The organism is Bogoriella caseilytica (assembly GCF_003752405.1).
Taxonomy (GTDB): Bacteria; Actinomycetota; Actinomycetes; order Actinomycetales; family Actinomycetaceae; genus Allobogoriella; species Allobogoriella caseilytica.
The window spans coordinates 2,124,140-2,146,123 of record NZ_RKHK01000001.1 but is presented as its reverse complement, the minus strand read 5'-3'; the positions used below and the strand labels follow the sequence as shown (position 1 = coordinate 2,146,123).

The window sequence follows — 21,984 nt, the reverse complement described above, 5'->3', positions numbered from 1 at the left end:
CCGTACGCAATAGGCAAGTAGGCTGGTGGAGATGCCACAGGAACCACCCGAAACTCAGGGGACACCGGAATCCGAGAGCGGGTTGCCCTTTCTCGACCAGAGCCTCGAACTGCTCTGGCGTGGACTCCCTGACACGCGCCGCGGGCCACGCCGGACTCTGACCCTCGATCAGATCGCTGAGCAGGCCATCGACTTGGCGAGCACCGAAGGATTGGAGGCGGTCTCGATGCGTCGCCTCGCACGTGAGCTCGGTGTGGGGACCATGTCGCTCTACCGCTACGTACCCGACAAGAGCGTGCTTCACGACCTGATGCTGGACCGCGTCACCGCCCCCTCCGAGGCCAAGCTGAGCAACGCTGGCCGCCATTGGCGCGAGGTGCTGGAGATTGAGGCGCGCGAGTCCCGCGCGCTCTACCTGCGCCACCCCTGGGTCATGCAGATCAACTGGATCCGGCCGGTGCTGGGGCCTGGGAGCGTCTCCTCCATGGAGTTGGTCGTGGCAGGTCTGCAGAACCTGGAGATGAGCGACCGGGAAAAGATGATGCTGGTCTCGATCATCGACGGCTACGTGGTGGGAACTGTACGCCAGGAGATCCAGTACGAGGCCGCGGTGGGTGCGTCCGGAGTCTCCGACCAGAAGTTCTGGGAAGCTCAGCTCCCCCACCTCGAGCGAGCCATGGCCTCGGGCGACTATCCCGCCATGGCCGCCATGGACGAAGACAGCTACGACGCCGGCTGGGAGGAGACCTTCGAGTTCGGCCTCACGATGCTGCTGGATGGCATCGAAAGGGAGATCGATCGCCGGGCCCCTGGTCGCCCCGAGTGACGACGGCAGCACTGCCGCCCCGCTCCCCCGCGCGCCCCGCCCCCGGACACGCCACAGGCCCGCACCGTCGTGTGACGGCACGGGCCTGTGCGATGCGGGGGGGGATTCCCGCTGGCGACGCTGTGGTACTCGGCGGCGATAGATCAGGCCTTGTCGGCCTGAGCCTCTTCCGCTCGGTCATCGGCCGCAGCCGCGGACTCGGCGGCAGCGTCCTGCTGCGCCTCGACCGTCTCGGACGCCTCGACCGACTCGGTCTCGGAGCCCTGGTCACCGGGAGCTGCGGCGTCCTCCGTGGTCTCCTCGACCGTGGTCTCCTCCGGCTCAGCGGCGCGCTCGGTGGCCTTCTCTGCCTCGCGCACGGTGGCCTGCTTGGGGCTCACCGGCTCGAGCACCAGCTCGATGACGGCCATGGGGGCGTTGTCGCCCTTACGGGGAGCAACCTTGGTGATGCGGGTGTATCCACCGTTGCGCTCAGCGAACTTCGGCGCAGTCTCTTCGAAGAGCTCGGCGACGACGTCCTTGCTGCGGATGGACCTGAGCACCTTGCGGCGTGCGGCGAGGTCGCCGCGCTTCGCCTGGGTGATCAGCTTCTCCGCCACAGGCTGCAGACGCTTGGCGCGGTGCTCGGTGGTGGTGATCTGCTTGTGCTCGAACAGTGACGTGGCCAGGTTGGCCAGCATCAGGCGCTCGTGCGCCGGGCTGCCGCCCAGACGGGGGCCCTTAGCGGGGGTGGGCATGATCTCTCCTGATATCTCTGACGAAGCTGCGGGTCAGCCGCGGTCGTCGCTGAACTGAATGTCGCCGTAGGCCTCATCGTCGATCTCCTCGCCGGCGGCGGCGCTGAGGTCGAAGTCGGCCGGGCTGTCCTTGAGGCTCAGACCGATACCGGCGAGCTTCTCCTTGATCTCACCGATGGACTTCGCACCGAAGTTGCGGATGTCCAGCAGGTCGGCCTCGGAACGAGCGGTGAGCTCACCCACGGAGTGAATGCCTTCACGCTTGAGGCAGTTGTACGAGCGCGAGAGCAGCCCCAGCTCCTCGATGGGCAGTGCGAGATCCTGCGCAAGCGCGGCGTCGGTGGGCGAGGGGCCGATCTCGATACCCTCTGCCTCGACGTTGAGCTCACGGGCCAGGCCGAAGAGCTCCACGAGGGTCTTGCCGGCAGAAGCCAGCGCGTCGCGCGGGCTGATGGCGGACTTGGTCTCGACGTCGACGATGAGCTTGTCGAAGTCGGTGCGCTGCTCCACACGAGTGGCCTCGACCTTGTAGCTCACCTTCAGCACCGGGGAGTAGATCGAGTCGACCGGGATGCGTCCGATCTCGGCGTCCTCGGACTTGTTCTGCACAGCCGACACGTAGCCACGGCCGCGCTCGACGGTCAGCTCGACCTCGAGCTTGCCCTTGTCGTTCAGAGTGGCCAGGTGCAGGTCGGGGTTGTGCAGCTCGACACCGGTGGGGGGCGCGATGTCCGCAGCGGTGACGGTGCCGGGGCCCTGCTTGCGCAGGTACATCACGACGGGCTCGTCGTTCTCCGAGGAGACGACGATGTTCTTGATGTTCAGGATGAGCTCGGTGACGTCTTCCTTCACGCCCTCGATGGTGGAGAACTCGTGGAGCACTCCGTCGATGCGGATGGAGGTGACGGCAGCACCGGGGATGGAGGAAAGCAGGGTGCGGCGCAGGGAGTTACCGAGGGTGTAACCGAAGCCGGGCTCCAGCGGTTCAAGAGTGAACCGGGAGCGCGCATCGGAGATGACCTCTTCAGTCAGGGCGGGGCGCTGAGCGATAAGCACGTGCGGTGTCCTTTCCGTCGGCTGCCCGCTATATGACAGCCGTGATCGGGATAGAGCCCTCGCCGCGCCATGCGGCCGGCGAGGAAGTGGTGCTGCGCGGGGACGGGCCCTCGCGCAGCACCAGAGCCGTCAGACGCGGCGGCGCTTCGGGGGACGGCAGCCGTTGTGGGCCTGGGGCGTGACGTCCTGGATCGAACCGACCTCGAGGCCGGCGGCCTGAAGGGAGCGGATCGCGGTCTCGCGGCCGGAGCCGGGACCCTTGACGAAGACCTCGACCTTCTTCATCCCGTGCTCCTGAGCGCGGCGTGCCGCAGCCTCGGCAGCGAGCTGGGCAGCAAAGGGCGTGGACTTCCGCGAACCCTTGAAACCCACCTGGCCGGAGGAGGCCCAGGAGAGCACCGCACCCGAGGGGTCGGTGATCGAGATGATGGTGTTGTTGAAGGTCGACTTGATGTAGGCGTGGCCGTGCGAAACGTTCTTGCGTTCCTTGCGGCGGGGGCGGCGAGCCGCTGAAGCGGCGCGAGTCTTGGGGGGCATTGCCGTGTACTCCTAGGTCGTCGGACCGTGCGCGGCATGGTGCCGCGCGCCGGCTGCTATTACTTGGTGGCCTTCTTCTTGCCGGCCACGGTGCGCTTGGGGCCCTTGCGGGTACGCGCGTTGGTCTTGGTGCGCTGTCCGTGCACCGGGAGGCCGCGACGGTGGCGCAGGCCCTGATAGCTACCGATCTCGACCTTGCGGCGGATGTCGGCGGCGACCTCGCGGCGCAGGTCACCCTCGACGCGCAGGTTGGTGTCGATGTAGTCGCGCAGCTTGACGAGGTCTTCCTCGGCGGCGTCCTTGACGCGGGTGTTCGGGTCCACGCCGGTGGCCGCGAGGGCCTCCTTGGCGCGCGTGCTGCCGACGCCATAGATGTACGTGAGTGCGATCTCCAAGCGCTTCTCGCGCGGGATGTCGACTCCGGAAATACGTGCCACGTTCACTCCTGTGGATGGGTCGAAGGTCCTCCGCACCGTCCTCCCGCTCATGCGGGCCCCGGCCTTCGATCCGGGGGTGGCGGCACCTCAGGTTCATGAGGTACCGCTGGCGGTACGAGTGGCCGGCCCGAGGGCCGGCCGGTTCAGTTGTGCGAGATCAGTACGGAACTGAGCTCAGCCCTGGCGCTGCTTGTGGCGCAGGTTCGAGCAGATCACCATCACGCGACCGTGACGGCGGATCACCTTGCAGTTGTCGCAGATCTTCTTGACGCTCGGCTTGACCTTCATGATTCCTCCGCCGCCGCGTAGCCCTAGCGGGCGGCGGCGTCTCGCTGTGTGCGCTCGTGGTGCCGAACAGGTTCGTGGCCTGCCCGGCGGGATTACTTGTAGCGGTAGACGATCCGACCGCGAGTGAGGTCGTAGGGGCTCAGCTCCACCACCACACGGTCCTCGGGGAGGATCCGGATGTAGTGCTGTCGCATCTTGCCCGAGATGTGGGCAAGCACCTGGTGACCATTGGTCAGCTCCACGCGGAACATCGCGTTCGGCAGAGCCTCGGTCACGGTGCCTTCGATCTCGATGACGCCGTCCTTCTTCGCCATTACTCCCGCTCAGTAGTCGGTTCCGATCCAACGGTCTAGCTTAGGCCACACCGGCGCTGCGCGAAAGCCGATGCTCCGGTGATGGCCGTCACCGGGCCGCTAGACCACCGGGACGGGCGCAATGCCGTATGCGGCCAAGCCTGCCGCACCACCGTCATGGGCCGTCAACACCCAGATGCCGCCGTCATGGCGCGCCACAGAGTGCTCCACGTGCGCTGCACGCGAACCGTCAGCGGTGACCACCGTCCAGTCGTCGCCGAGCACCGCGGTGTCCTCGGTACCGGCGGTCAGCATCGGCTCGATGGCCAGGCACAGGCCTGGGCGCACACGGGGCGTGCGATCTCGGCTGGCGAAGTTCACCACGTCCGGGGGCAGGTGCATGGCGGAGCCGATCCCGTGCCCGGTGTACTCACGCACGATGCCGAAGCTGGGGTGGTGGGGGTCTTCCTCACGCTCCGCCAGCAGATGCTCGATGGCGAAGCCGATCTCCCCCACCCGGTCAGCGGTGGCGAAGGCGGCGATGCCTGCCCACAGGGCCGCCTCGGTGGCGTCGATCAGCAACTGGTCCTGGGCGCGCTGCGCGTCATCGCCGCCCTCGACCAGCACGGAGAAGGCGGCATCGCCATGGCGGCCCTCGACGACGGCCCCGCAATCGACGGAGACCAAGTCGCCCGGCTCGAGTACCCGATCGCCGGGGATGCCGTGCACGATCTCTTCGTTGACCGAGACGCAGATGGTGGCCGGGAAGCCGTGGTAGCCGAGGAAGTTCGACGTCGCCCCAGCCTCCTCCAGCACCCCACGGGCCATCTGGTCGAGTTCGGAGGTCCGCACACCGGGGCCGATGGCCTCCCGCAGGGCGGTGTGCATGTCGGCGACCACGCCGCCGGCCCGGTGCATCAGGCGCAACTGCGCCGGGCCCTGCAGTTCGAGTCGTTCGCGTCCGAGGATCATGGTTGCTCCAGCTCAGCATGCGCCGCCGAGACGGCGCAGCGGGGTGTCGCTCGGCTCAGAGCTTGGGCTCGAGCGCGGCGAGCAGTCGCTCGGTGACCTCATCCATCTCCCCGACGCCGTCGACCTGGACGAGCAGGTCCTTCTCGGCGTAGAGAGCGGCCAGGGGCGCGGTCTGCTCGGCGTAGACGGCCAGGCGACGGCGGATCACCGGCTCGGTGTCATCGGCACGGCCTTGTTCCTCGGCCCGCTTGAGCAGGCGCTCGACGACCTCATCGGTGTCCGCGGTGAGTTCGATCGCCGCATTCAGGGCGATGCCGGACTCCGCGAGGATGCTCTCGAGCACCTGCGCCTGAGCGGCGTTGCGCGGGTAGCCGTCGAGGATGAAACCCTCCGCGGCGTCCGGCTGCGCCAGACGCTCGCGCACCATGGCATCGGTGATCTCGTCGGGTACCAGCTCACCGGCATCCATGTAGCGCTGTGCGCGCTGGCCGAGCTCGGAACGTTCGGCGAGGTGCGACCGGAACATGTCGCCGGTGGAGATGGTGGGGACACCGAGGCGGTCGGCCAGGCGGGCCGCCTGGGTGCCCTTACCCGCCCCCTGGGGGCCCATGATGATCAAGCGTGCGCTCATCCGAGGAATCCTTCGTAGTGACGCTGCTGGAGCTGGGAGTCGATCTCCTTGACGGTCTGCAGACCGACGCCCACGACGATCAGCACCGAGGTGCCGCCGAAGACCATCATCCCCTGATCGATGCCCATCTGGGCGAAGACCACGGTCGGGATCAGCGCCACCAGGGTCAGGTAGATCGCACCCACGGTGGTGATCCGGCTACTGACGAACTGCAGGTAATCCGCCGTGGGCCGGCCGGCGCGAATGCCCGGGATGAATCCGCCGTAACGCTTCATGTTGTCGGCGACGTCATCGGGATTGAAGGTGATCGAGACGTAGAAGAACGTGAAGAAGAGAATCAGGAACGCGAACAGCGCCAGATACAGCGGGTCATCCGGCGAGGCGAAGTTCGAGCTGAGCCATTGGACCCAGGGCTCCTCCGCATCTCCGAACTGAGCTGCCAGGTTCGGGAGCATCAGCAGTGAGGACGCGAAGATCACCGGGATCACGTTCGCCATGTTGATCTTGATCGGAATGTAGGTGGAGGAACCGCCGTACATCCGGCGCCCCACCATACGCTTGGCGTACTGCACCGGGATGCGGCGCTGGGACTGCTCTACGAACACGATGAGCAGCGTGATGAGCAGGATCAGGCCGATCACCGCAGCGAAGCGGCCCACTCCCCCATCGGACTCAAGAATGGTGCCGAAGGCCGGCGGGAACGATGCTGCGATCGAGGTGAAGATCATCAGCGACATGCCGTTGCCGACACCGCGCTCGGTGATCATCTCGCCCATCCACATCACCAGAGCGGTTCCGGCGGTCATGGACAGAATCGCCATAGCCATGATGTACCAGCTGTCATCGGGGATGACTGCGGGGCTACCCGGGAAGAGCTGGGTGTTGGCCACCGTGACAAAGACCGAGGCCTGCAGCAGTGCGAGGCCCAGGGTCAGGTAGCGGGTGTACTGCGTGATCTTGGCAGTCCCCGACTGTCCTTCCTTGTGCAGCTCGGCCAGGCGCGGGATGACCACGCGCATGAGCTGCATGATGATGCTGGCGGTGATGTAGGGCATGACCCCGAGTGCGAAGATGCTCAGCTGCAGCAGCGCGCCACCGGAGAAGAGGTCGACGACGCCGAGCAGATCCGGCGTGGAGTCGGTGCGCGCCCGGATGTTCGCGGCGGAGACCCCCGGAGCGGGAATGTAGGTCCCCAGCCGGAACAGGGCCATGATGCCCAGCGTAAAGAGCAGCTTGCGCCGCAGGTCAGGCGTGCGGAACGCCTGGACGAATGCGCCGAGCACACTTCCTCCTGCAAATCGATAGATCGTGCGGCCATAGGAGAGCCGCCGGTCAGCCTACGCGATAGGAGCACCTGGCCGGTTCAGTACCGGGTATAACGCAACGTCGCGGAGAGACAACAACGCGGACGCCGGCGGCTGAGCCTCCGACGTCCGCGTGCTGAGTGGTGCCTGTACTCAGGCCTCGACGGCGGAGATGGATCCGCCGGCGGCCTCGATCTTCTGCTTGGCGGACGCCGACCAGGCGTCCACCGTGACGTCAAGCTTGACGTCGATCTCGCCGGAGCCCAGCACCTTCACGGGCTCACCGGAGCGCACCGCTCCCTTGGTGGCGAGGTCCGCGCGGGTGACGGTGCCGCCCTCGGGGAACAGGGCGCCGAGCTTGTCCAGGTTGACCACCTGGTACTCGGTGCGGAACGGATTCTTGAAGCCACGAAGCTTGGGCAGCCGCATGTGCAGCGGCATCTGCCCACCTTCGAAAGCTGCGGGAACCTGTCCACGTGCCTTGGTGCCCTTGGTGCCGCGACCAGCAGTCTTGCCGCGCTTACCGCCTTCACCACGACCCACGCGGATCTTGGCCTTCTTGGCGCCGGGCGCCGGGCGGAGGTGGTGGACCCGCAGTGCGGGGCCCACTTCCTCCTTCTTCTCGGTGGAGTCAGCCATTGTCGACCTCCTCGACGGTCACGAGGTGCGCAACCGTCATGATCTGGCCGCGCAACTCCGGGCGGTCCTCACGCACGACGGACTGGCCGATGCGCTTGAGTCCCAAGCTACGCAGCGTCTCGCGCTGGTTCTTCTTGCCACCGATGGTGGACTTGACCTGGGTCACCTTGTACTGAGCCATCACGCACCCGTCCCGACAGCCTGACCGGCCTCGTTCTCAGTGTTCTCGCGCTCCTTGGCTTCGCCCTCGGCGCGCTGGCGCAACAGCGAAGCCGGCGTCACGTGCTCCAGGGGCAGGCCACGACGTGCGGCCACGGCCTCGGGCGGCTCAAGCATCTTCAGTGCGGCCACCGTGGCGTGCACGATGTTGATCGCGTTCGACGATCCCAGCGACTTGCTGAGGATGTCGTGGATACCGGCGCACTCCAGTACGGCGCGCACCGGACCGCCGGCGATCACACCGGTACCCGGAGATGCCGGGCGCAGGAAGACCACGCCGGCCGCCTCTTCACCCTGCACGATGTGCGGAATGGTGCGGGCAATGAGGGGCACCTTGAAGAAGTTCTTCTTCGCGGACTCCACGCCCTTGGCGATCGCCGCGGGCACCTCCTTGGCCTTGCCGTAGCCAACGCCCACGGTTCCCGCGCCGTCGCCCACGACGACCAGCGCGGTGAAGGAGAAGCGCCGGCCACCCTGAACAACCTTGGACACGCGGTTGATCGTGACGACGCGCTCAATGTACTGGTTGCGGTCATCGCCGCGGCGGCCCTGGTCGCGACGACCCTGGCGGCCGCCCTCGCGGCGCTCGCGATTGTCGCCGGAGCTGGGGGCTTCCCCGCTCCTGCCTCGCTGCGGTGCAGCCATCAGATGTTCCTCTGCTCTCGTACGTGTCGTGTCACAGGGTCAGACCGCCCTCGCGGGCGCCTTCTGCCACAGCAGCGACCCGTCCGTGGTACTTGTTGCCGCCGCGGTCGAAAACGGCGGCCTCGATACCGGCGCTCTTGGCGCGCTCGGCGACGAGTTCGCCCACCTTGCGGGCCTTGTCGGTCTTGTCGCCCTCGGCGCTGCGCAGGTCGGCCTCGAGGGTCGAGGCGGAGACGAGCGTGCGGCCAGCATCGTCATCGACGAGCTGGGCCACCATGTGGCGCGAGGAGCGGGTGACCACCAGGCGCGGACGCTCGGCGGATCCGTTGATGCGCTTGCGCACCCGAATGTGGCGACGCTTGCGCGCGATCTGCTTGCCCTGGCTGTTGCCACGGCGCTTAATGGAGACGGCCATCGCTTACTTACCAGCCTTTCCGACCTTGCGGCGGACCTGCTCGCCGGCGTAGCGCACGCCCTTGCCCTTATAAGGCTCAGGCTTGCGGATCTTGCGGATGTTCGCCGCCGTCTCACCGACGAGCTGCTTGTCGATGCCGGAGACGGAGAACTTGGTGGGGCCCTCGACCGCGAAGGTGATGCCCTCAGGCGCCTTGACGGAGACCGGGTGCGAGAAGCCGAGCGCCAGTTCGAGATCCTGGCCCTTGGCCTGGACGCGGTAGCCGGTGCCGACGATCTCGAGGCCCTTGGAGTAACCCTCGGTCACGCCGGTGACGCAGTTGGCGATCAGGGTGCGAGTCAGGCCGTGCAGGGCACGCGACTCACGCTCGTCGTCGGGACGGCTGACCACAATCGCGCCATCGTCGTTCTTGGCGACCTCGATGGGCTCGGGAACCGAGTGGGACAGGGTGCCCTTGGGGCCCTTGACCGTGACCTCGCGACCGTCGATAGTGATCTCGACGCCCGAGGGGACAGTGACGGGGAGCTTGCCGATACGGGACATAGTGTGATCCTCCTTCCGTCACCAGACGTAGGCGAGAACTTCTCCGCCTACACCCTTGCTCTTGGCCTCACGGTCGGTCAGCAGGCCGGAGGAGGTGGACAGAATGGCCACCCCGAGACCGCCGAGGACCTTGGGCAGGTTCGTGGACTTGGCGTACACGCGCAGACCGGGCTTCGACACCCGGCGCACTCCAGCGAGGGAGCGCTCCCGGCTGGGGCCGAACTTCAGCTCCAGCACCAGCGTCTTGCCCACCTCGGCGTCCTCGACGGACGATCCGGCGATGTAGCCCTCGGCCTTGAGGATGTCGGCGATGTTCGCCTTGAGCTTGGAGTACGGCATGGAAACCGTCTCGTGGTACGCCGAGTTGGCGTTACGCAGACGCGTGAGCATGTCTGCGATGGGGTCAGTCATCGTCATTGGGCCTCAGCCCTTCCTCGTCGCGGTTTCCCTACGGACCTTCGACGTAGTGGTGTTACCAGCTGGACTTGGTCACGCCGGGGAGCTGGCCGGCAAGGGCCATCTCACGCAGGCAGATACGGCACAGGCCGAACTTGCGGTACACAGAGTGCGGGCGTCCGCAACGCTGGCAACGGGTGTAGGCACGCACCGCAAACTTGGGCTTGCGGTTGGCCTTCTGGACTAGTGCGGTCTTCGCCATCAGTTCTCCTTGAACGGGAAACCCAGGCGGCGCAGCAGGGCGCGGCCCTCGTCATCGTTGCTCGCGGTGGTGACCACGGTGATGTCCATGCCGCGGACCCGGTCGATCTTGTCCTGGTCGATCTCATGGAACATCGACTGCTCGGTGAGACCGAAGGTGTAGTTGCCGTTGCCGTCGAACTGCTTCGGGCTCAGGCCGCGGAAGTCACGGATACGGGGCAGCGCCAGGGAGAGCAACCGGTCCAAGAACTCCCACATGCGGTCACCACGCAGGGTGGTGTGCGCGCCGATGGGCTGTCCCTCGCGGAGCTTGAACTGGGCGATGGACTTCTTGGCCCGGGTCACCGACGGCTTCTGGCCGGTGATCGTCATCAGGTCGCGCACGGCGCCCTCGATGAGCTTGGAGTCGCGCGCTGCGTCTCCCACACCCATGTTGACCACGATCTTGGTCAGGCCGGGGACCTGGTGCACATTGGAGAAGTCAAACTCCTCGCGCAGCGCCGGGAGGATCTCCTCGCGGTAGCGCTGCTTGAGGCGCGGGATCTGCGTCTCGGTGGAGGTGGTGGTCATATCAGATGTCCTTACCGGAGCGCTTCGCCACGCGGACCCGCATGTTCCTGGTCCGGCCGTCGCGCTCGACCTGCTCGGTGCGGTAGCCCACCCGGGTGCCCTTCTTGGTCTCCGGGTCGACCACCATCACGTTGCTGACGTGAATGGGGGCTTCGACGGTCTCGATGCCGCCGGTCTGCGCACCGCGGGAGGACTGGCCCACCTTGGTGTGCTTGGTGATGCGCTGCACGCCCTCAACGATGACGCGGTCGGCGTCCTTGAAGACCTCGAGCACACGTCCCTGCTTGCCCTTGTCCTTGCCGGCGACGACGACCACGAGGTCGCCCTTCTTGATCTTCGCCATTCTCAGAGCACCTCCGGAGCCAGGGAGACGATGCGCATGAACTTCTTGTCGCGCAGCTCGCGGCCGACAGGGCCGAAGATGCGGGTTCCGCGCGGGTCGCCGTCATTCTTGAGAATGACGGCAGCGTTCTCGTCGAACTTGATGTAGGAACCGTCTGGACGGCGGCGCTCCTTGGCGGTGCGCACGACAACAGCCTTGACGACATCGCCCTTCTTGACGTTGCCGCCAGGGATGGCGTCCTTGACGGTGGCGACAATCGTGTCGCCGATTCCGGCGTAGCGCCGACCAGAGCCACCGAGCACACGGATGGTCAGGATTTCCTTCGCACCGGTGTTGTCGGCGACCTTGAGCCGCGACTCCTGCTGGATCATTGGGTGTTCTCCTTCGTCGTGCCGGTTCTCGGCCGATCTGGTGCCGACCGAGCCTGGCCGAACGGATATGCGGGCCTGGAGGCCTTACTTGGCCTTCTCGATGACCTCGACCACGCGGTTGCGCTTGGTGGCCGAGAGCGGTCGGGTCTCCATGATGCGAACGAGGTCACCAACGCCGACCTCGTTGTTCTCATCGTGCGCCTTGACCTTGGTGGTGCGGCGGATGACCTTGCCGTACAGAGCGTGGGTCACGCGGTCTTCGACCTCGACGACAACGGTCTTGTCCATCTTGGCCGAGACCACGTAGCCACGACGCACCTTGCGGGCGTTGCGCTCGTCGGTGCCGGTCTCAGTCACGGTCTCGCTAGTGGCGTTCTCGCTCACTGGTTCCTCACTCCTCAGTGCTCGGCGCGGTGCGGATACCGAGCTCGCGCTCGCGCACGATGGTGTAGATGCGGGAGATGTCGCGCTTGACCGCCTTGAGCCGACCGTGGTCCTCGAGCTGGCCGGTGGCCGCCGAGAAACGGAGGTTGAACAGCTCGGCCTTGGCCTTCTCCAGCTCCTGGGCGAGACGGGAATCGTCCATCGCGTCCAGGTCGGCCGGCATGAGGCCCTTGGTCCCGATGGCCATCAGCCCTCACCACCTTCACGGGTCACAAAACGGGTCTTCATCGGCAGCTTGTGCTGCGCGCGAGAGAGGGCTTCACGTGCCAGGGACTCGTCGACGCCGGCGAGCTCAAAGAGCACACGACCGGGCTTGACGTTGGCGATCCACCACTCGGGGGAACCCTTACCGGAGCCCATACGGACTTCGGCGGGCTTCTTGGTCAGGGGGCGGTCCGGGAAGATGTTGATCCAGACCTTGCCGCCACGCTTGATGTGGCGCGTCATGGCAATACGCGCGGCCTCGATCTGCCGGTTGGTGACGTAGGCGGGCTCGAGAGCCTGGATGCCGAAGTCACCGAAGCTGATCTCGGTGCCGCCCTTGGCCACGCCACGGCGTGCGGGACGGTGCTGCTTGCGGTGCTTGGTCCGCCGGGGGATGAGCATGAGACTCAGGCCTCCGTTCCGGTGGTAGCCGGGGCCTCAGCGGGAGCTGAACCCTCGGGAGTGGTTCGACGCGGGCCGCGGGGGCGCTCAGCGGGGCCGCCGTCGCGACGGGGGCCACGACCACGCGGGCCACGACCACGGGCGGGGGCCTCAGCCTGCTCGCGGGCGTATTCCTTCTCGGTGACATCGCCCTTGTAGATCCAGACCTTCACGCCGATGCGACCGAAGGTGGTCTTGGCCTCGAAGAAGCCGTAGTCAATGTTCGCCCGCAGCGTGTGCAGGGGCACGCGGCCCTCGCGGTAGAACTCCGAGCGCGACATCTCGGCGCCACCGAGGCGGCCGGCGCACTGCACGCGGATGCCCTTGGCGCCGGCCCGCTGCGCGGACTGCATGCCCTTGCGCATCGCGCGACGGAAGGACACACGAGAAGCGAGCTGTTCAGCGATGCCCTGGGCGACGAGCTGCGCGTCGGCCTCGGGGTTCTTCACCTCGAGGATGTTGAGCTGGACCTGCTTGCCGGTCAGCTTCTCGAGCTGGCCACGCAGACGGTCCGCCTCCGCACCACGCCGACCGATCACGATGCCCGGGCGGGCGGTGTGCAGATCCACGCGGACACGATCGCGGGTGCGCTCGATGTCTACCTTGGCAATGCCGGCGCGCTCGAGGCCCTCGGACATCAGGGCGCGGATCGCGACGTCCTCGCGGACGTAGTCGCGATAGCGCTGCCCCTCCTTGGTGGAGTCGGCGAACCAGCGAGAGCGGTGGTCGGTGGTGATGCCGAGTCGGAACCCGGTCGGGTTGACCTTCTGACCCATCAGCGGGCCCTCCCCTTCTTCTCTCCGGTGTTGGACTCGCCCACGACCACGGTGATGTGGCTAGTGCGCTTGTTGATTCGACTGGCCCGGCCCTGGGCACGTGGACGGAACCGCTTGAGAGTCGGCCCTTCGTCTACATATGCCTCGAGCACGACGAGATCGGATTCCACAAAGGCTTCGCCGGCCTGATCGGCCTTCACCCGCGCATTGGCGAGCGCGGACTCGACGACCTTGCGTACCGGCTCGGCGGCCGACTGCGGAGCGAACTGCAGCGTGGTCACGGCGTCCCCGACTCGCCGACCGCGGACAACGTCCACGATGCGGCGTGCCTTCATGGGCGTGACGCGCACAAATCGCGCCTGCGCCTTGGCTTCCATGTTCCTGCCTTACCTAGATCGGGGCGCGCGCCTCAGCGGCGGCGAGCCTTGCGGTCGTCCTTGTCGTGCCCACGGAAGGTGCGGGTCGGGGCGAACTCCCCGAGCTTGTGACCAACCATCGACTCGGTGACGAACACCGGGACGTGCTTGCGACCGTCGTGGACCGCAAAGGTGTGGCCCAGGAAGTCGGGGGTGATCAACGAGCGACGTGACCAGGTCTTGATGACGTTCTTGGAGCCCGATTCGTTCTGGACGTCCACCTTCTTCTGCAGGTGGTCGTCAACGAAGGGGCCCTTCTTGAGGCTACGCGGCATGGCTTCGAATCTCCTCAGCGCTTCTTGCCGGTCCGGCGACGACGCACGATGAGCTTGTCGCTGGGCTTGTTCGGACGTCGGGTACGGCCCTCGGGCTTACCCCAGGGGCTCACCGGGTGGCGACCACCGGAGGTCTTACCCTCACCGCCACCGTGGGGGTGGTCGACCGGGTTCATGACGACACCACGCACGGTCGGGCGCTTGCCCTTCCAGCGCATGCGGCCGGCCTTGCCCCAGTTGATGTTGGACTGCTCGGCGTTGCCCACCTCGCCGACCGAGGCGCGGCAGCGCACGTCGACGTTGCGGATCTCGCCCGAGGGCATGCGCAGCTGCGCGTACTTGCCCTCACGAGCGACCAGCTGCACCGAGGTGCCGGCGGAGCGGGCGATCTTGGCGCCGCCACCGGGGCGAAGCTCGATCGCGTGCAGCACGGTACCGACCGGGATGTTGCGCAGCGGCAGGTTGTTGCCGGGCTTGATGTCAGCGCCGGCGCCGTTCTCGATCTGGTCGCCCTGCTTGAGCTTGTTCGGCGCGAGGATGTAACGCTTCTCGCCGTCGGCGTAGTGCAGCAGTGCGATACGGGCGGTCCGGTTGGGGTCGTACTCGATGTGAGCGACCTTGGCCGGAATGCCGTCCTTGTCGTGACGACGGAAGTCGATGACGCGGTAGGCACGCTTGTGGCCACCACCCTTGTGCCGGGTGGTGATCTTGCCGGAGGCGTTGCGTCCGCCGGTCTTGCTCAGCGGGCGAAGCAGCGACTTCTCCGGCTCCGAGCGCGTGAGTTCCACGAAGTCGGCCACGGACGAGCCACGTCGGCCCGGCGTCGTCGGCTTGTACTTACGGATTCCCATGGATCAGATCCTTATCGAATCGGCGCCGGCCTCAGCCGGCGACCTCGCCGAAGATGTCGATTGAGCCCTCACGCAGCGTGATGATCGCGCGCTTGGTGTCCTTCCGCTTACCCAGGCCGTAGCGGGTGCGGCGGGACTTGCCCATGCGGTTGGCGGTGTTCACCGCGGCGACCTTCACGTCGAAGATCTTCTCCACGGCGTTCTTGATCTCCGTCTTGTTCGAGCGCGGGTCCACCTCGAAGGTGTACTTACCCTCGTCGATGAGCGTGTAGCTCTTCTCGGAGACGATCGGCTTGATGATGATGTCGCGGGGGTTTTTCGAGACCTCGATGCTCACTTCTCCTCCTCCGCCTTGGTCCGGCCCTGCAGGAACTCCTGCAGTGCGCCGGAGGTGAACACGACGTCGTCGTGAACGAGCACGTCGTAGGTGTTGAGCTGATCGGCCCAGAGCACGTGCACCTCGGGGGCGTTGCGCAGGCTGAGCTCGGTGACGCGATCGGTGCGCTCGACCACCACGACGGCGGTACGCTCGGCCACCACAAGACGCAGCGCGGCGAGCGCGTCCTTGGTGCGGGGCACATCGCCGGTGATCAGTTCGCTGACCACGTGCACGCGGCCGGCACGCGCCCGGTCGGAGAGGGCGCCACGCAGAGCGGCAGCCTTCATCTTCTTGGGGGTGCGCTGGCTGTAGTCACGCGGCTGCGGGCCGTGGACGATGCCACCACCGGCGTACTGCGGTGCGCGGATCGAACCCTGACGGGCGCGACCGGTGCCCTTCTGGCGGTAAGGCTTGCGCCCACCACCGCGCACGTTGCCGCGCGTCTTGGTGGCGTGCGTGCCCTGGCGTGCTGCCGCCTGCTGGGCGACAACCACCTGGTGGATCAGCGGGATGTTGGTCTGGACATCGAAGATCGCGGCGGGAAGTTCGGCCGAGCCGGCCTTCTTCCCCGCGGCGTCGAGGACGTCCACGGACTTCGCGGTGTTTTCCGTCATGTCCTTCAGGCCCCCTTCACGGCGGTCTTGACGACGAGGAGTCCACCCTTGGGGCCCGGGACGGCGCCCTTGACCAGGAGCAGACCCTTCTCCGCGTCGACGGCGTGGATCGTCAGGTTCTGGGTGGTCTGGCGGGCGTGGCCCATCCGTCCGGCCATCCGCATGCCCTTGAAGACACGGCCGGGGGTGGAGGCGCCGCCGATGGAACCAGGCTTGCGGTGGTTGCGGTGCGCACCGTGCGAGGCGCCGACGCCGGCGAAGCCGTGGCGCTTCATCACACCGGCGGTGCCCTTGCCCTTGGTGGTACCGACGATGTCGACCTGCTGGCCGGCCTCGAAGACCTCAGCAGTCAGCTCCTGGCCCGCTGCGTAGTCAGCGGCATCCGCGGTGCGGACCTCGACGAGGTGGCGGCGCGGGGTGACCTCGGCCTTGGCGAAGTGGCCCTTGAGCGGCTGACCGACCCGGCGAGGGTCGATCTGACCAACGGCGAGCTGGACGGCGCTGTAGCCGTCGGTCTCGGCGGAACGCACCTGAGCGACGACGTTGGTGCCCACCTCGACAACGGTCACGGGGACCAGGCGGCCGGCGTCGTCCCATACCTGGGTCATGCCGAGCTTGGTACCGAGCAGCGCCTTCACGGCGCGCTGGGAAGTCGTGGTCATGGTGGCGATCCTCAGAGCTTGATCTCGATGTTGACGTCGGCCGGCAGGTCGAGTCGCATCAGCGAGTCGACAGCCTTCGGCGTCGGGTCCACGATGTCGATGAGGCGCTTGTGGGTGCGCATCTCAAAGTGCTCGCGGCTGTCCTTGTACTTGTGGGGCGACCGAATCACGGTGAAGACGTTCTTTTCGGTCGGCAGCGGCACCGGCCCCACGACCTGCGCACCAGCGCGGCTCACCGTCTCGACGATCTTGCGCGCCGAGCTGTCGATGACCTCGTGGTCGTAGGACTTAAGCCGGATGCGGATCTTCTGTCCCGCCATGGCGTCGTGTTACCTCTCTCGTACCGCTACCTTGTCCGACCCCCGCGCTCGGGCGTGTCGCTTGGAATGACACGCCTGCCGGGTAGTCGATAACGGGGTGGTCGTAGTGTCGCAGGCCGGGATCATGAGCGGATGTGCTCTCGTTCCTCAGCCGGGTGCCAGCCGGCACGTTCGCTGAACGCGTGAGTTCGCTCAGCAAGCCCTACCGCAGGCAACCGCTCCAGTCTGCCAGAAGCGGCAGGCATATGGCCAGCCCTGTAGCTCATCCCTGGGTGAGGCCTCAGTCACGCGGACGAGGTCATCCGCTCGCATCTGCACGCTAGCAAGCCCCGGCATGCGACGCGACCGCAGGTCCGGGAGCGACGAAAGGCCCCTGGCGATTGCCAGGGGCCTTTCGTGCGCTGTGTCAGCGAGAGGTCAGATCAGGCGAGGATCTTGGTGACCCGGCCTGAACCCACGGTGCGTCCACCCTCACGGATGGCGAAGCCGAGGCCCTCCTCCATGGCGATCGGCTGGATCAGCTCGACCGTCATTTCGGTGTTGTCTCCGGGCATGACCATCTCGGTGCCCTCGGGCAGCTCGATGACGCCGGTGACGTCGGTGGTGCGGAAGTAGAACTGCGGGCGGTAGTTCGAGTAGAACGGGTTGTGGCGGCCGCCCTCATCCTTGTTGAGGATGTAGACCTGGCCCTCGAACTTGGTGTGCGGGGTGATCGAGCCCGGCTGCACGACGACCTGACCGCGCTCGACGTCCTCGCGCTTGGTGCCACGCAGCAGCAGGCCGACGTTCTCACCCGCGTCAGCGGTGTCGAGCAGCTTGCGGAACATCTCGATGCCCGTGACCGTGGTGGTCTGCTTGTGCTCCTTGATACCCAGGATCTCGACCTCGGCGTTGACCTTGAGCTGACCGCGCTCCACACGACCGGTGACCACGGTGCCGCGGCCGGTGATGGTGAAGACATCCTCGATCGGCATGAGGAACGGCTTGTCGATGTCGCGCTTGGGCTCCGGGACGTTCTCGTCCACAGCGTCCATGAGCTCGGCAACGGTGGCGGTCCACTTCTCGTCGCCCTCGAGAGCCTTCAGGCCCGAAGTGCGCACGACCGGAACGTCGTCGCCGGGGAAGTCCTGCGAGGACAGCAGCTCGCGAACCTCCATCTCGACGAGCTCGAGGATTTCCTCGTCCTCGACCATGTCGGACTTGTTCAGCGCGACCAGCAGGTAGGGCACGCCCACCTGGCGGGCGAGCAGCACGTGCTCGCGCGTCTGGGCCATCGGGCCGTCGGTCGCAGCGACCACCAGGATCGCGCCGTCCATCTGGGCGGCACCGGTGATCATGTTCTTGATGTAGTCAGCGTGACCGGGCGCGTCAACGTGCGCGTAGTGCCGCTTCTCCGTCTGGTACTCAACGTGCGAGACGTTGATGGTGATGCCGCGCTGGCGCTCCTCAGGAGCGTTGTCGACCTGGTCGAACGGGGTGTACTCGTTCAGATCCGGGTACTTTTCCGCCAGCACCTTGGAGATCGCGGCGGTCAGCGTCGTCTTTCCGTGGTCGACGTGACCGATGGTGCCGATGTTGACGTGCGGCTTGGTCCGCTCGAACTTGGCCTTCGCCACTGGGGTCCTCCTGGGACTCGGGTAGTTTCTCAGCTCGCAGGGTCTTGCCCTGCGGGGACTGTCGTGATCCTACGGGGTCGGATTACTGGGTGTCGTGCGATCGACCTGTGGGACTCACTCGCCCCGGGTCTTCTTGATGATCTCCTCGGCGACGGCGCGAGGAACCTCCGCATAGCTGTGGAACTGCATGGAGTACATCGCTCGACCCTGGGTCTTCGACCGCAGGTCACCAACGTATCCGAACATTTCCGACAGCGGCACCAGGGCGCGGACGACCTTCACGCCGCTCGCGTCCTCCATGGACTGGATCATGCCACGGCGGGAGTTGATGTCGCCGATGACGTCGCCCATGTACTCCTCAGGCGTACGTACCTCGACGTCCATCGTCGGCTCGAGCAGGGCAGGATCCGCGCGGCGGATCCCTTCCTTGACCACCATCGAGCCGGCAATCTTGAAGGCCATCTCCGAAGAGTCGACGTCGTGGTAGGCGCCGTCGAGCAGAATGGCCTTGACGCCCACCATCGGGTAGCCCGCGAGGACACCGTTCTGGAGTGCGTCCTGAATGCCGGCATCCACGCTGGGAATGTACTCGCGTGGAATGCGGCCACCGGTGACCTCGTTGGCGAACTCGTAGAACTCGCCTTCCGAGGTGTCGAGCGGCTCGAAAGTGACCTGCACCTTCGCGAACTGCCCGGAGCCACCGGTCTGCTTCTTGTGCGTGTAGTCCACCTTCACGGCCTCGCGGCGGATGGTTTCGCGGTAGGCGACCATCGGGGCGCCGACGTTGGCCTCGACCTTGAACTCACGCTTCATGCGGTCGACCAGGATGTCGAGGTGGAGCTCACCCATACCGCCGATGACGGTCTGGCCGGTCTCGTCGTCCAGGCGCACGGAGAAGGTGGGATCCTCCTCGGCGAGCTTCTGGATCGCGGTGGACAGCTTCTCCTGGTCGCCCTTGGTCTTGGGCTCGATCGCCACGTGGATGACCGGCTCGGGGAAGGACATCGACTCCAGGATGACCGGCGCGTTCGGGTCGCACAGCGTGTCACCCGTGGTGGTGTCCTTGAGGCCGATGAAGGCGTAGATGTGACCCGCGTGGGCTTCCTCGACCGGGTTCTCCTTGTTGGAGTGCATCTGGAAGAGCTTCCCGACACGCTCCTTCTTGCCCTTGGTCGAGTTGATGATCTGAGCGCCCTGCGCCACCTTGCCGGAGTAGACACGCACATAGGTGAGCTTGCCGAAGAAGGGGTGCACGGCGACCTTGAAAGCCAGCGCAGAGAAGGGGTCGGTCTCGTTGGCGTGACGCTCCACGACCTTCTCCTCATCGCCGACGGCGTGGCCCTCGACAGAGGGCACGTCCAGCGGGGAGGGGAGGTAGTCGATGACCGCGTCGAGCATGGGCTGGACGCCCTTGTTCTTGAAGGCCGAGCCACAGAAGACCGGGTAGGCCTCGCCGGCGACGGCCAGAGCCCGCACGCCACGCTTGATCTCGGCTTCGGTCAGCTCTTCTCCACCGAGGTACTTCTCGAGCAGCTCCTCGTCCGCTTCGGCGATCTTCTCGACCAGCGCGAGGCGGTACTCCTGAGCCTTCTCCTGGAGGTCGGCCGGGATGTCCTCGAGCGAGTAGTCCTCACCGATGGCCACCTCGCCACGCCAGTACAGGGCCTTCATCCGGACGAGGTCGACCACGCCTTCGAACTCGTTCTCAGCGCCGATGGGCAGCTGCATGACCAACGGCACGGCCTTGAGGCGGTCCTCGATGGTCTTGACGGTGAAGTAGAAGTCAGCGCCCAGCTTGTCCATCTTGTTGACGAAGCAGATGCGGGGCACGCCGTACTTGTCGGCCTGACGCCAGACGGTCTCGGACTGGGGCTCGACGCCTTCCTTACCGTCGAAGACGGCCACCGCACCATCGAGCACGCGCAGGGAGCGCTCCACCTCAACGGTGAAGTCGACGTGCCCGGGGGTGTCGATGATGTTGATCTGGTTGTCTTTCCAGTAACAGGTCGTCGCGGCGGACGTGATCGTGATGCCGCGCTCCTGCTCCTGGGCCATCCAGTCCATCGTCGAGGCACCGTCGTGGGTCTCGCCGATCTTGTAGTTGATGCCCGTGTAGAACAGGATCCGCTCGGTGGTGGTCGTCTTACCGGCATCGATGTGCGCCATGATGCCGATGTTGCGGACCTTGGTGAGGTCGGTCAGCACGTCAAGTGCCACGTCAGGCTCTCTTCACTCGTCGTCAGTTGCGAAAGTCCGGGCCGCCGCAGGGGCGGACACGGAGTCAGGCCGGAAGGATCACCAGCGGTAGTGGGCGAAGGCGCGGTTGGCCTCGGCCATGCGGTGCGTGTCCTCGCGGCGCTTCACAGCGGCACCCAGGCCGTTGGAGGCGTCAAGGATCTCGTTCATGAGGCGCTCGGTCATGGTCTTCTCACGACGGGCACGCGCGTAGTCGACCAGCCAGCGCAGGGCCAGCGTGGTCTGACGCGAGGTGCGCACCTCGACGGGGACCTGGTAGGTAGCGCCACCGACACGACGCGAACGCACCTCAAGGGAGGGGCGGACGTTCTCCAGCGCGCGCTTGAGCACCACGGCCGGATCCTGGTCGGTCTTGCCACGCACGCCCTCAAGCGCTCCGTAGACGATGCGCTCTGCGGTGGACTTCTTGCCGTCCTGCAGCACGCGGTTCACCAGCTGGGTGACCATCGGCGAGGCGTAGACCGGGTCGTTGACCAGCGGCCGCTTCTTGACGGGGCCTTTACGAGGCATTACTTCTTCTCCTTCTTGGCGCCGTAGCGGCTACGGGCCTGCTGGCGGCCGCGCACGCCCTGGGTGTCCAGAGCTCCGCGCACGATCTTGTAGCGCACACCGGGAAGGTCCTTCACACGACCCCCACGCACGAGCACAATGGAGTGCTCCTGGAGGTTATGGCCGACACCCGGGATGTAGGCGGTGACCTCAATGCCGGAGGACAGGCGGACACGCGCGACCTTCCGCAGAGCCGAGTTCGGCTTCTTCGGGGTCGTGGTGTAGACGCGGGTGCAGACGCCGCGCCGCTGCGGGCTGCCCTTAAGGGCCGGCGTCTTCGACGCACCCGGCTTGACGCTGCGGCCCTTGCGGACGAGCTGCTGGATCGTGGGCACTACTACTCCGTCTCAGGTTCTGACGCTTGCATTCTGATGAGCTTTCCTGCCCGGCCGGTCTCGGCCGCGAGGTTCGAGACCGCGGTTTCTTCGCCCCCGGTGTCGGGCGTGTCGCCCGGCCGAATCTCGGCGCAGTCTTGAGGTCTCAGGAGGATCCTGACCGGATCCATTGAGGCTGTGCGACGCGCACACACGAGGGCCCGACGTCCGGGCACCGTCGTCCAGAGTACTCTGCCGCGGAATCTCGCGTCAAAGGATGGAAGAACGGCATCCGCGTGGCATGCGACACCATTGGTCCTGCGCACCTGGCGAGGAGCGCAGCGCAGCTGAGCCACTCCCCCGGCACGGCCGACGGGGCCGGCC

General features: G+C 66.3%; 35 protein-coding genes. 1 reads left to right on the top strand and 34 read right to left on the bottom strand.

The genetic code is table 11. The features are described 5' to 3' along the window. Positions 1–31: 31 nt before the first annotated feature. Positions 32–826 (top strand): TetR/AcrR family transcriptional regulator, encoded by a 795-nt coding sequence (locus EDD31_RS09640; protein ID WP_123303961.1) that lies wholly within the window; start codon positions 32–34, stop codon positions 824–826. A gap of 143 nt (positions 827–969) precedes the next feature. Here the strand turns inward: EDD31_RS09640 and rplQ are convergent, their stop codons facing one another. The 34 genes from rplQ to rpsL all read right to left on the bottom strand — a co-directional run bounded on the left by rplQ (position 970) and on the right by rpsL (position 21,621). Further along, on the bottom strand, positions 970–1,563 hold the full coding sequence (gene rplQ / locus EDD31_RS09635; protein WP_123303960.1) for a 50S ribosomal protein L17: 594 nt from the start codon (positions 1,561–1,563) through the stop codon (positions 970–972). 33 nt (positions 1,564–1,596) lie between these two features. Beyond that, on the bottom strand, positions 1,597–2,619 hold the full coding sequence (locus EDD31_RS09630) for a DNA-directed RNA polymerase subunit alpha (RefSeq protein ID WP_123303959.1): 1,023 nt from the start codon (positions 2,617–2,619) through the stop codon (positions 1,597–1,599). Positions 2,620–2,748: 129 nt separating this feature from the next. Further along, positions 2,749–3,156 carry a 30S ribosomal protein S11 gene (gene rpsK, locus EDD31_RS09625; protein ID WP_123303958.1) on the bottom strand — a complete coding sequence of 136 codons (408 nt, stop codon included), beginning with the start codon at positions 3,154–3,156 and terminating at the stop codon, positions 2,749–2,751. Positions 3,157–3,215: 59 nt separating this feature from the next. Next, positions 3,216–3,593: a 30S ribosomal protein S13 gene (gene rpsM, locus EDD31_RS09620; protein WP_123303957.1), complete on the bottom strand. Its 378-nt coding sequence runs from the start codon at positions 3,591–3,593 to the stop codon at positions 3,216–3,218. Positions 3,594–3,767: 174 nt separating this feature from the next. Beyond that, positions 3,768–3,881 (bottom strand): 50S ribosomal protein L36, encoded by a 114-nt coding sequence (gene rpmJ, locus EDD31_RS09615; protein WP_123303956.1) that lies wholly within the window; start codon positions 3,879–3,881, stop codon positions 3,768–3,770. 92 nt (positions 3,882–3,973) lie between these two features. Then, complete coding sequence (gene infA, locus EDD31_RS09610) at positions 3,974–4,195, bottom strand: translation initiation factor IF-1 (RefSeq protein WP_123303955.1); 222 nt, start codon at positions 4,193–4,195, stop codon at positions 3,974–3,976. A gap of 99 nt (positions 4,196–4,294) precedes the next feature. Continuing rightward, on the bottom strand, positions 4,295–5,146 hold the full coding sequence (gene map / locus EDD31_RS09605) for a type I methionyl aminopeptidase (RefSeq protein WP_483964255.1): 852 nt from the start codon (positions 5,144–5,146) through the stop codon (positions 4,295–4,297). 55 nt (positions 5,147–5,201) lie between these two features. After that, the gene (locus tag EDD31_RS09600) at positions 5,202–5,777 is read right to left on the bottom strand and encodes an adenylate kinase (RefSeq protein WP_211336099.1); all 576 of its coding nucleotides are present in this window, start codon (positions 5,775–5,777) and stop codon (positions 5,202–5,204) included. After that, complete coding sequence (gene secY / locus EDD31_RS09595) at positions 5,774–7,060, bottom strand: preprotein translocase subunit SecY (protein WP_123303954.1); 1,287 nt, start codon at positions 7,058–7,060, stop codon at positions 5,774–5,776. The genes EDD31_RS09600 and secY overlap by 4 nt, the downstream gene beginning before the upstream one ends. A gap of 174 nt (positions 7,061–7,234) precedes the next feature. Then, entirely contained in the window at positions 7,235–7,720 is a 486-nt protein-coding gene (rplO, locus tag EDD31_RS09590; protein ID WP_123303953.1) for a 50S ribosomal protein L15, read from the bottom strand. Then, entirely contained in the window at positions 7,713–7,901 is a 189-nt protein-coding gene (gene rpmD / locus EDD31_RS09585) for a 50S ribosomal protein L30 (RefSeq protein ID WP_123303952.1), read from the bottom strand. The genes rplO and rpmD overlap by 8 nt, the downstream gene beginning before the upstream one ends. Further along, on the bottom strand, positions 7,901–8,584 hold the full coding sequence (gene rpsE, locus EDD31_RS09580) for a 30S ribosomal protein S5 (protein ID WP_123303951.1): 684 nt from the start codon (positions 8,582–8,584) through the stop codon (positions 7,901–7,903). Before rpsE ends, rpmD begins: the two co-directional genes overlap by 1 nt. A gap of 31 nt (positions 8,585–8,615) precedes the next feature. Beyond that, positions 8,616–8,999 carry a 50S ribosomal protein L18 gene (rplR, locus tag EDD31_RS09575; RefSeq protein WP_123303950.1) on the bottom strand — a complete coding sequence of 128 codons (384 nt, stop codon included), beginning with the start codon at positions 8,997–8,999 and terminating at the stop codon, positions 8,616–8,618. Between the two features lie 3 nt (positions 9,000–9,002). Further along, positions 9,003–9,542 carry a 50S ribosomal protein L6 gene (rplF, locus tag EDD31_RS09570; RefSeq protein WP_123303949.1) on the bottom strand — a complete coding sequence of 180 codons (540 nt, stop codon included), beginning with the start codon at positions 9,540–9,542 and terminating at the stop codon, positions 9,003–9,005. An 18-nt stretch (positions 9,543–9,560) separates the two neighbouring features. Further along, the gene (gene rpsH / locus EDD31_RS09565) at positions 9,561–9,959 is read right to left on the bottom strand and encodes a 30S ribosomal protein S8 (protein WP_123303948.1); all 399 of its coding nucleotides are present in this window, start codon (positions 9,957–9,959) and stop codon (positions 9,561–9,563) included. A gap of 55 nt (positions 9,960–10,014) precedes the next feature. Continuing rightward, positions 10,015–10,200, bottom strand: a complete 186-nt coding sequence (locus EDD31_RS09560; RefSeq protein WP_123303947.1) for a type Z 30S ribosomal protein S14 — start codon at positions 10,198–10,200, stop codon at positions 10,015–10,017. Beyond that, positions 10,200–10,769: a 50S ribosomal protein L5 gene (rplE, locus tag EDD31_RS09555; RefSeq protein WP_123303946.1), complete on the bottom strand. Its 570-nt coding sequence runs from the start codon at positions 10,767–10,769 to the stop codon at positions 10,200–10,202. The genes EDD31_RS09560 and rplE overlap by 1 nt, the downstream gene beginning before the upstream one ends. A gap of 1 nt (position 10,770) precedes the next feature. Further along, on the bottom strand, positions 10,771–11,112 hold the full coding sequence (gene rplX, locus EDD31_RS09550; RefSeq protein ID WP_123303945.1) for a 50S ribosomal protein L24: 342 nt from the start codon (positions 11,110–11,112) through the stop codon (positions 10,771–10,773). Positions 11,113–11,114: 2 nt separating this feature from the next. Further along, positions 11,115–11,483 carry a 50S ribosomal protein L14 gene (rplN, locus tag EDD31_RS09545; RefSeq protein ID WP_123303944.1) on the bottom strand — a complete coding sequence of 123 codons (369 nt, stop codon included), beginning with the start codon at positions 11,481–11,483 and terminating at the stop codon, positions 11,115–11,117. An 84-nt stretch (positions 11,484–11,567) separates the two neighbouring features. Further along, positions 11,568–11,867 (bottom strand): 30S ribosomal protein S17, encoded by a 300-nt coding sequence (rpsQ, locus tag EDD31_RS09540; protein WP_211336098.1) that lies wholly within the window; start codon positions 11,865–11,867, stop codon positions 11,568–11,570. Between the two features lie 7 nt (positions 11,868–11,874). Next, positions 11,875–12,114 carry a 50S ribosomal protein L29 gene (gene rpmC, locus EDD31_RS09535; RefSeq protein ID WP_123303943.1) on the bottom strand — a complete coding sequence of 80 codons (240 nt, stop codon included), beginning with the start codon at positions 12,112–12,114 and terminating at the stop codon, positions 11,875–11,877. Beyond that, positions 12,114–12,533 carry a 50S ribosomal protein L16 gene (gene rplP, locus EDD31_RS09530; protein WP_123303942.1) on the bottom strand — a complete coding sequence of 140 codons (420 nt, stop codon included), beginning with the start codon at positions 12,531–12,533 and terminating at the stop codon, positions 12,114–12,116. Before rplP ends, rpmC begins: the two co-directional genes overlap by 1 nt. 5 nt (positions 12,534–12,538) lie before the next feature. Then, positions 12,539–13,348: a 30S ribosomal protein S3 gene (gene rpsC / locus EDD31_RS09525; RefSeq protein WP_123303941.1), complete on the bottom strand. Its 810-nt coding sequence runs from the start codon at positions 13,346–13,348 to the stop codon at positions 12,539–12,541. Further along, positions 13,348–13,725 carry a 50S ribosomal protein L22 gene (gene rplV / locus EDD31_RS09520; protein WP_123303940.1) on the bottom strand — a complete coding sequence of 126 codons (378 nt, stop codon included), beginning with the start codon at positions 13,723–13,725 and terminating at the stop codon, positions 13,348–13,350. Before rplV ends, rpsC begins: the two co-directional genes overlap by 1 nt. 32 nt (positions 13,726–13,757) lie before the next feature. Further along, positions 13,758–14,039 (bottom strand): 30S ribosomal protein S19, encoded by a 282-nt coding sequence (gene rpsS, locus EDD31_RS09515; protein WP_123303939.1) that lies wholly within the window; start codon positions 14,037–14,039, stop codon positions 13,758–13,760. Positions 14,040–14,053: 14 nt separating this feature from the next. Then, positions 14,054–14,890 (bottom strand): 50S ribosomal protein L2, encoded by an 837-nt coding sequence (gene rplB / locus EDD31_RS09510; protein WP_123303938.1) that lies wholly within the window; start codon positions 14,888–14,890, stop codon positions 14,054–14,056. 31 nt (positions 14,891–14,921) lie between these two features. Then, positions 14,922–15,227 (bottom strand): 50S ribosomal protein L23, encoded by a 306-nt coding sequence (rplW, locus tag EDD31_RS09505; RefSeq protein WP_123303937.1) that lies wholly within the window; start codon positions 15,225–15,227, stop codon positions 14,922–14,924. Beyond that, positions 15,224–15,883, bottom strand: coding sequence for a 50S ribosomal protein L4 (rplD, locus tag EDD31_RS09500; RefSeq protein WP_123303936.1), 660 nt, complete (start codon positions 15,881–15,883; stop codon positions 15,224–15,226). The genes rplW and rplD overlap by 4 nt, the downstream gene beginning before the upstream one ends. 5 nt (positions 15,884–15,888) lie before the next feature. After that, a complete protein-coding gene (gene rplC / locus EDD31_RS09495; protein WP_123303935.1) occupies positions 15,889–16,545 on the bottom strand; it encodes a 50S ribosomal protein L3 in 657 nt (218 codons plus the stop codon). Positions 16,546–16,556: 11 nt separating this feature from the next. Continuing rightward, complete coding sequence (gene rpsJ / locus EDD31_RS09490) at positions 16,557–16,865, bottom strand: 30S ribosomal protein S10 (RefSeq protein WP_123303934.1); 309 nt, start codon at positions 16,863–16,865, stop codon at positions 16,557–16,559. A 422-nt stretch (positions 16,866–17,287) separates the two neighbouring features. Further along, positions 17,288–18,481, bottom strand: coding sequence for an elongation factor Tu (gene tuf, locus EDD31_RS09485; protein WP_123303933.1), 1,194 nt, complete (start codon positions 18,479–18,481; stop codon positions 17,288–17,290). Positions 18,482–18,595: 114 nt separating this feature from the next. Then, entirely contained in the window at positions 18,596–20,698 is a 2,103-nt protein-coding gene (fusA, locus tag EDD31_RS09480) for an elongation factor G (protein ID WP_123303932.1), read from the bottom strand. 78 nt (positions 20,699–20,776) lie between these two features. Further along, on the bottom strand, positions 20,777–21,247 hold the full coding sequence (gene rpsG, locus EDD31_RS09475) for a 30S ribosomal protein S7 (RefSeq protein WP_123303931.1): 471 nt from the start codon (positions 21,245–21,247) through the stop codon (positions 20,777–20,779). Then, complete coding sequence (gene rpsL / locus EDD31_RS09470) at positions 21,247–21,621, bottom strand: 30S ribosomal protein S12 (protein WP_123303930.1); 375 nt, start codon at positions 21,619–21,621, stop codon at positions 21,247–21,249. Before rpsL ends, rpsG begins: the two co-directional genes overlap by 1 nt. Positions 21,622–21,984: the final 363 nt, after the last annotated feature.

What these genes read in the sequence shown, in the direction of transcription:
- EDD31_RS09640 (WP_123303961.1), top strand. Translation starts at nt 32, where the DNA reads ATGCCACAGGAACCACCCGAAACTCAGGGGACACCGGAATCCGAGAGC.
- rplQ (WP_123303960.1), bottom strand. Translation starts at nt 1,563, where the DNA reads ATGCCCACCCCCGCTAAGGGCCCCCGTCTGGGCGGCAGCCCGGCGCAC.
- rpsK (WP_123303958.1), bottom strand. Translation starts at nt 3,156, where the DNA reads ATGCCCCCCAAGACTCGCGCCGCTTCAGCGGCTCGCCGCCCCCGCCGC.
- rpmJ (WP_123303956.1), bottom strand. Translation starts at nt 3,881, where the DNA reads ATGAAGGTCAAGCCGAGCGTCAAGAAGATCTGCGACAACTGCAAGGTG.
- infA (WP_123303955.1), bottom strand. Translation starts at nt 4,195, where the DNA reads ATGGCGAAGAAGGACGGCGTCATCGAGATCGAAGGCACCGTGACCGAG.
- map (WP_483964255.1), bottom strand. Translation starts at nt 5,146, where the DNA reads ATGATCCTCGGACGCGAACGACTCGAACTGCAGGGCCCGGCGCAGTTG.
- EDD31_RS09600 (WP_211336099.1), bottom strand. Translation starts at nt 5,777, where the DNA reads ATGAGCGCACGCTTGATCATCATGGGCCCCCAGGGGGCGGGTAAGGGC.
- rplO (WP_123303953.1), bottom strand. Translation starts at nt 7,720, where the DNA reads ATGGCTGACTCCACCGAGAAGAAGGAGGAAGTGGGCCCCGCACTGCGG.
- rpmD (WP_123303952.1), bottom strand. Translation starts at nt 7,901, where the DNA reads ATGGCTCAGTACAAGGTGACCCAGGTCAAGTCCACCATCGGTGGCAAG.
- rpsE (WP_123303951.1), bottom strand. Translation starts at nt 8,584, where the DNA reads ATGGCTGCACCGCAGCGAGGCAGGAGCGGGGAAGCCCCCAGCTCCGGC.
- rplR (WP_123303950.1), bottom strand. Translation starts at nt 8,999, where the DNA reads ATGGCCGTCTCCATTAAGCGCCGTGGCAACAGCCAGGGCAAGCAGATC.
- rplF (WP_123303949.1), bottom strand. Translation starts at nt 9,542, where the DNA reads ATGTCCCGTATCGGCAAGCTCCCCGTCACTGTCCCCTCGGGCGTCGAG.
- rpsH (WP_123303948.1), bottom strand. Translation starts at nt 9,959, where the DNA reads ATGACGATGACTGACCCCATCGCAGACATGCTCACGCGTCTGCGTAAC.
- EDD31_RS09560 (WP_123303947.1), bottom strand. Translation starts at nt 10,200, where the DNA reads ATGGCGAAGACCGCACTAGTCCAGAAGGCCAACCGCAAGCCCAAGTTT.
- rplE (WP_123303946.1), bottom strand. Translation starts at nt 10,769, where the DNA reads ATGACCACCACCTCCACCGAGACGCAGATCCCGCGCCTCAAGCAGCGC.
- rplX (WP_123303945.1), bottom strand. Translation starts at nt 11,112, where the DNA reads ATGGCGAAGATCAAGAAGGGCGACCTCGTGGTCGTCGTCGCCGGCAAG.
- rplN (WP_123303944.1), bottom strand. Translation starts at nt 11,483, where the DNA reads ATGATCCAGCAGGAGTCGCGGCTCAAGGTCGCCGACAACACCGGTGCG.
- rpmC (WP_123303943.1), bottom strand. Translation starts at nt 12,114, where the DNA reads ATGGCCATCGGGACCAAGGGCCTCATGCCGGCCGACCTGGACGCGATG.
- rplP (WP_123303942.1), bottom strand. Translation starts at nt 12,533, where the DNA reads ATGCTCATCCCCCGGCGGACCAAGCACCGCAAGCAGCACCGTCCCGCA.
- rpsC (WP_123303941.1), bottom strand. Translation starts at nt 13,348, where the DNA reads ATGGGTCAGAAGGTCAACCCGACCGGGTTCCGACTCGGCATCACCACC.
- rplV (WP_123303940.1), bottom strand. Translation starts at nt 13,725, where the DNA reads ATGGAAGCCAAGGCGCAGGCGCGATTTGTGCGCGTCACGCCCATGAAG.
- rpsS (WP_123303939.1), bottom strand. Translation starts at nt 14,039, where the DNA reads ATGCCGCGTAGCCTCAAGAAGGGCCCCTTCGTTGACGACCACCTGCAG.
- rplB (WP_123303938.1), bottom strand. Translation starts at nt 14,890, where the DNA reads ATGGGAATCCGTAAGTACAAGCCGACGACGCCGGGCCGACGTGGCTCG.
- rplD (WP_123303936.1), bottom strand. Translation starts at nt 15,883, where the DNA reads ATGACGGAAAACACCGCGAAGTCCGTGGACGTCCTCGACGCCGCGGGG.
- rplC (WP_123303935.1), bottom strand. Translation starts at nt 16,545, where the DNA reads ATGACCACGACTTCCCAGCGCGCCGTGAAGGCGCTGCTCGGTACCAAG.
- rpsJ (WP_123303934.1), bottom strand. Translation starts at nt 16,865, where the DNA reads ATGGCGGGACAGAAGATCCGCATCCGGCTTAAGTCCTACGACCACGAG.
- rpsG (WP_123303931.1), bottom strand. Translation starts at nt 21,247, where the DNA reads ATGCCTCGTAAAGGCCCCGTCAAGAAGCGGCCGCTGGTCAACGACCCG.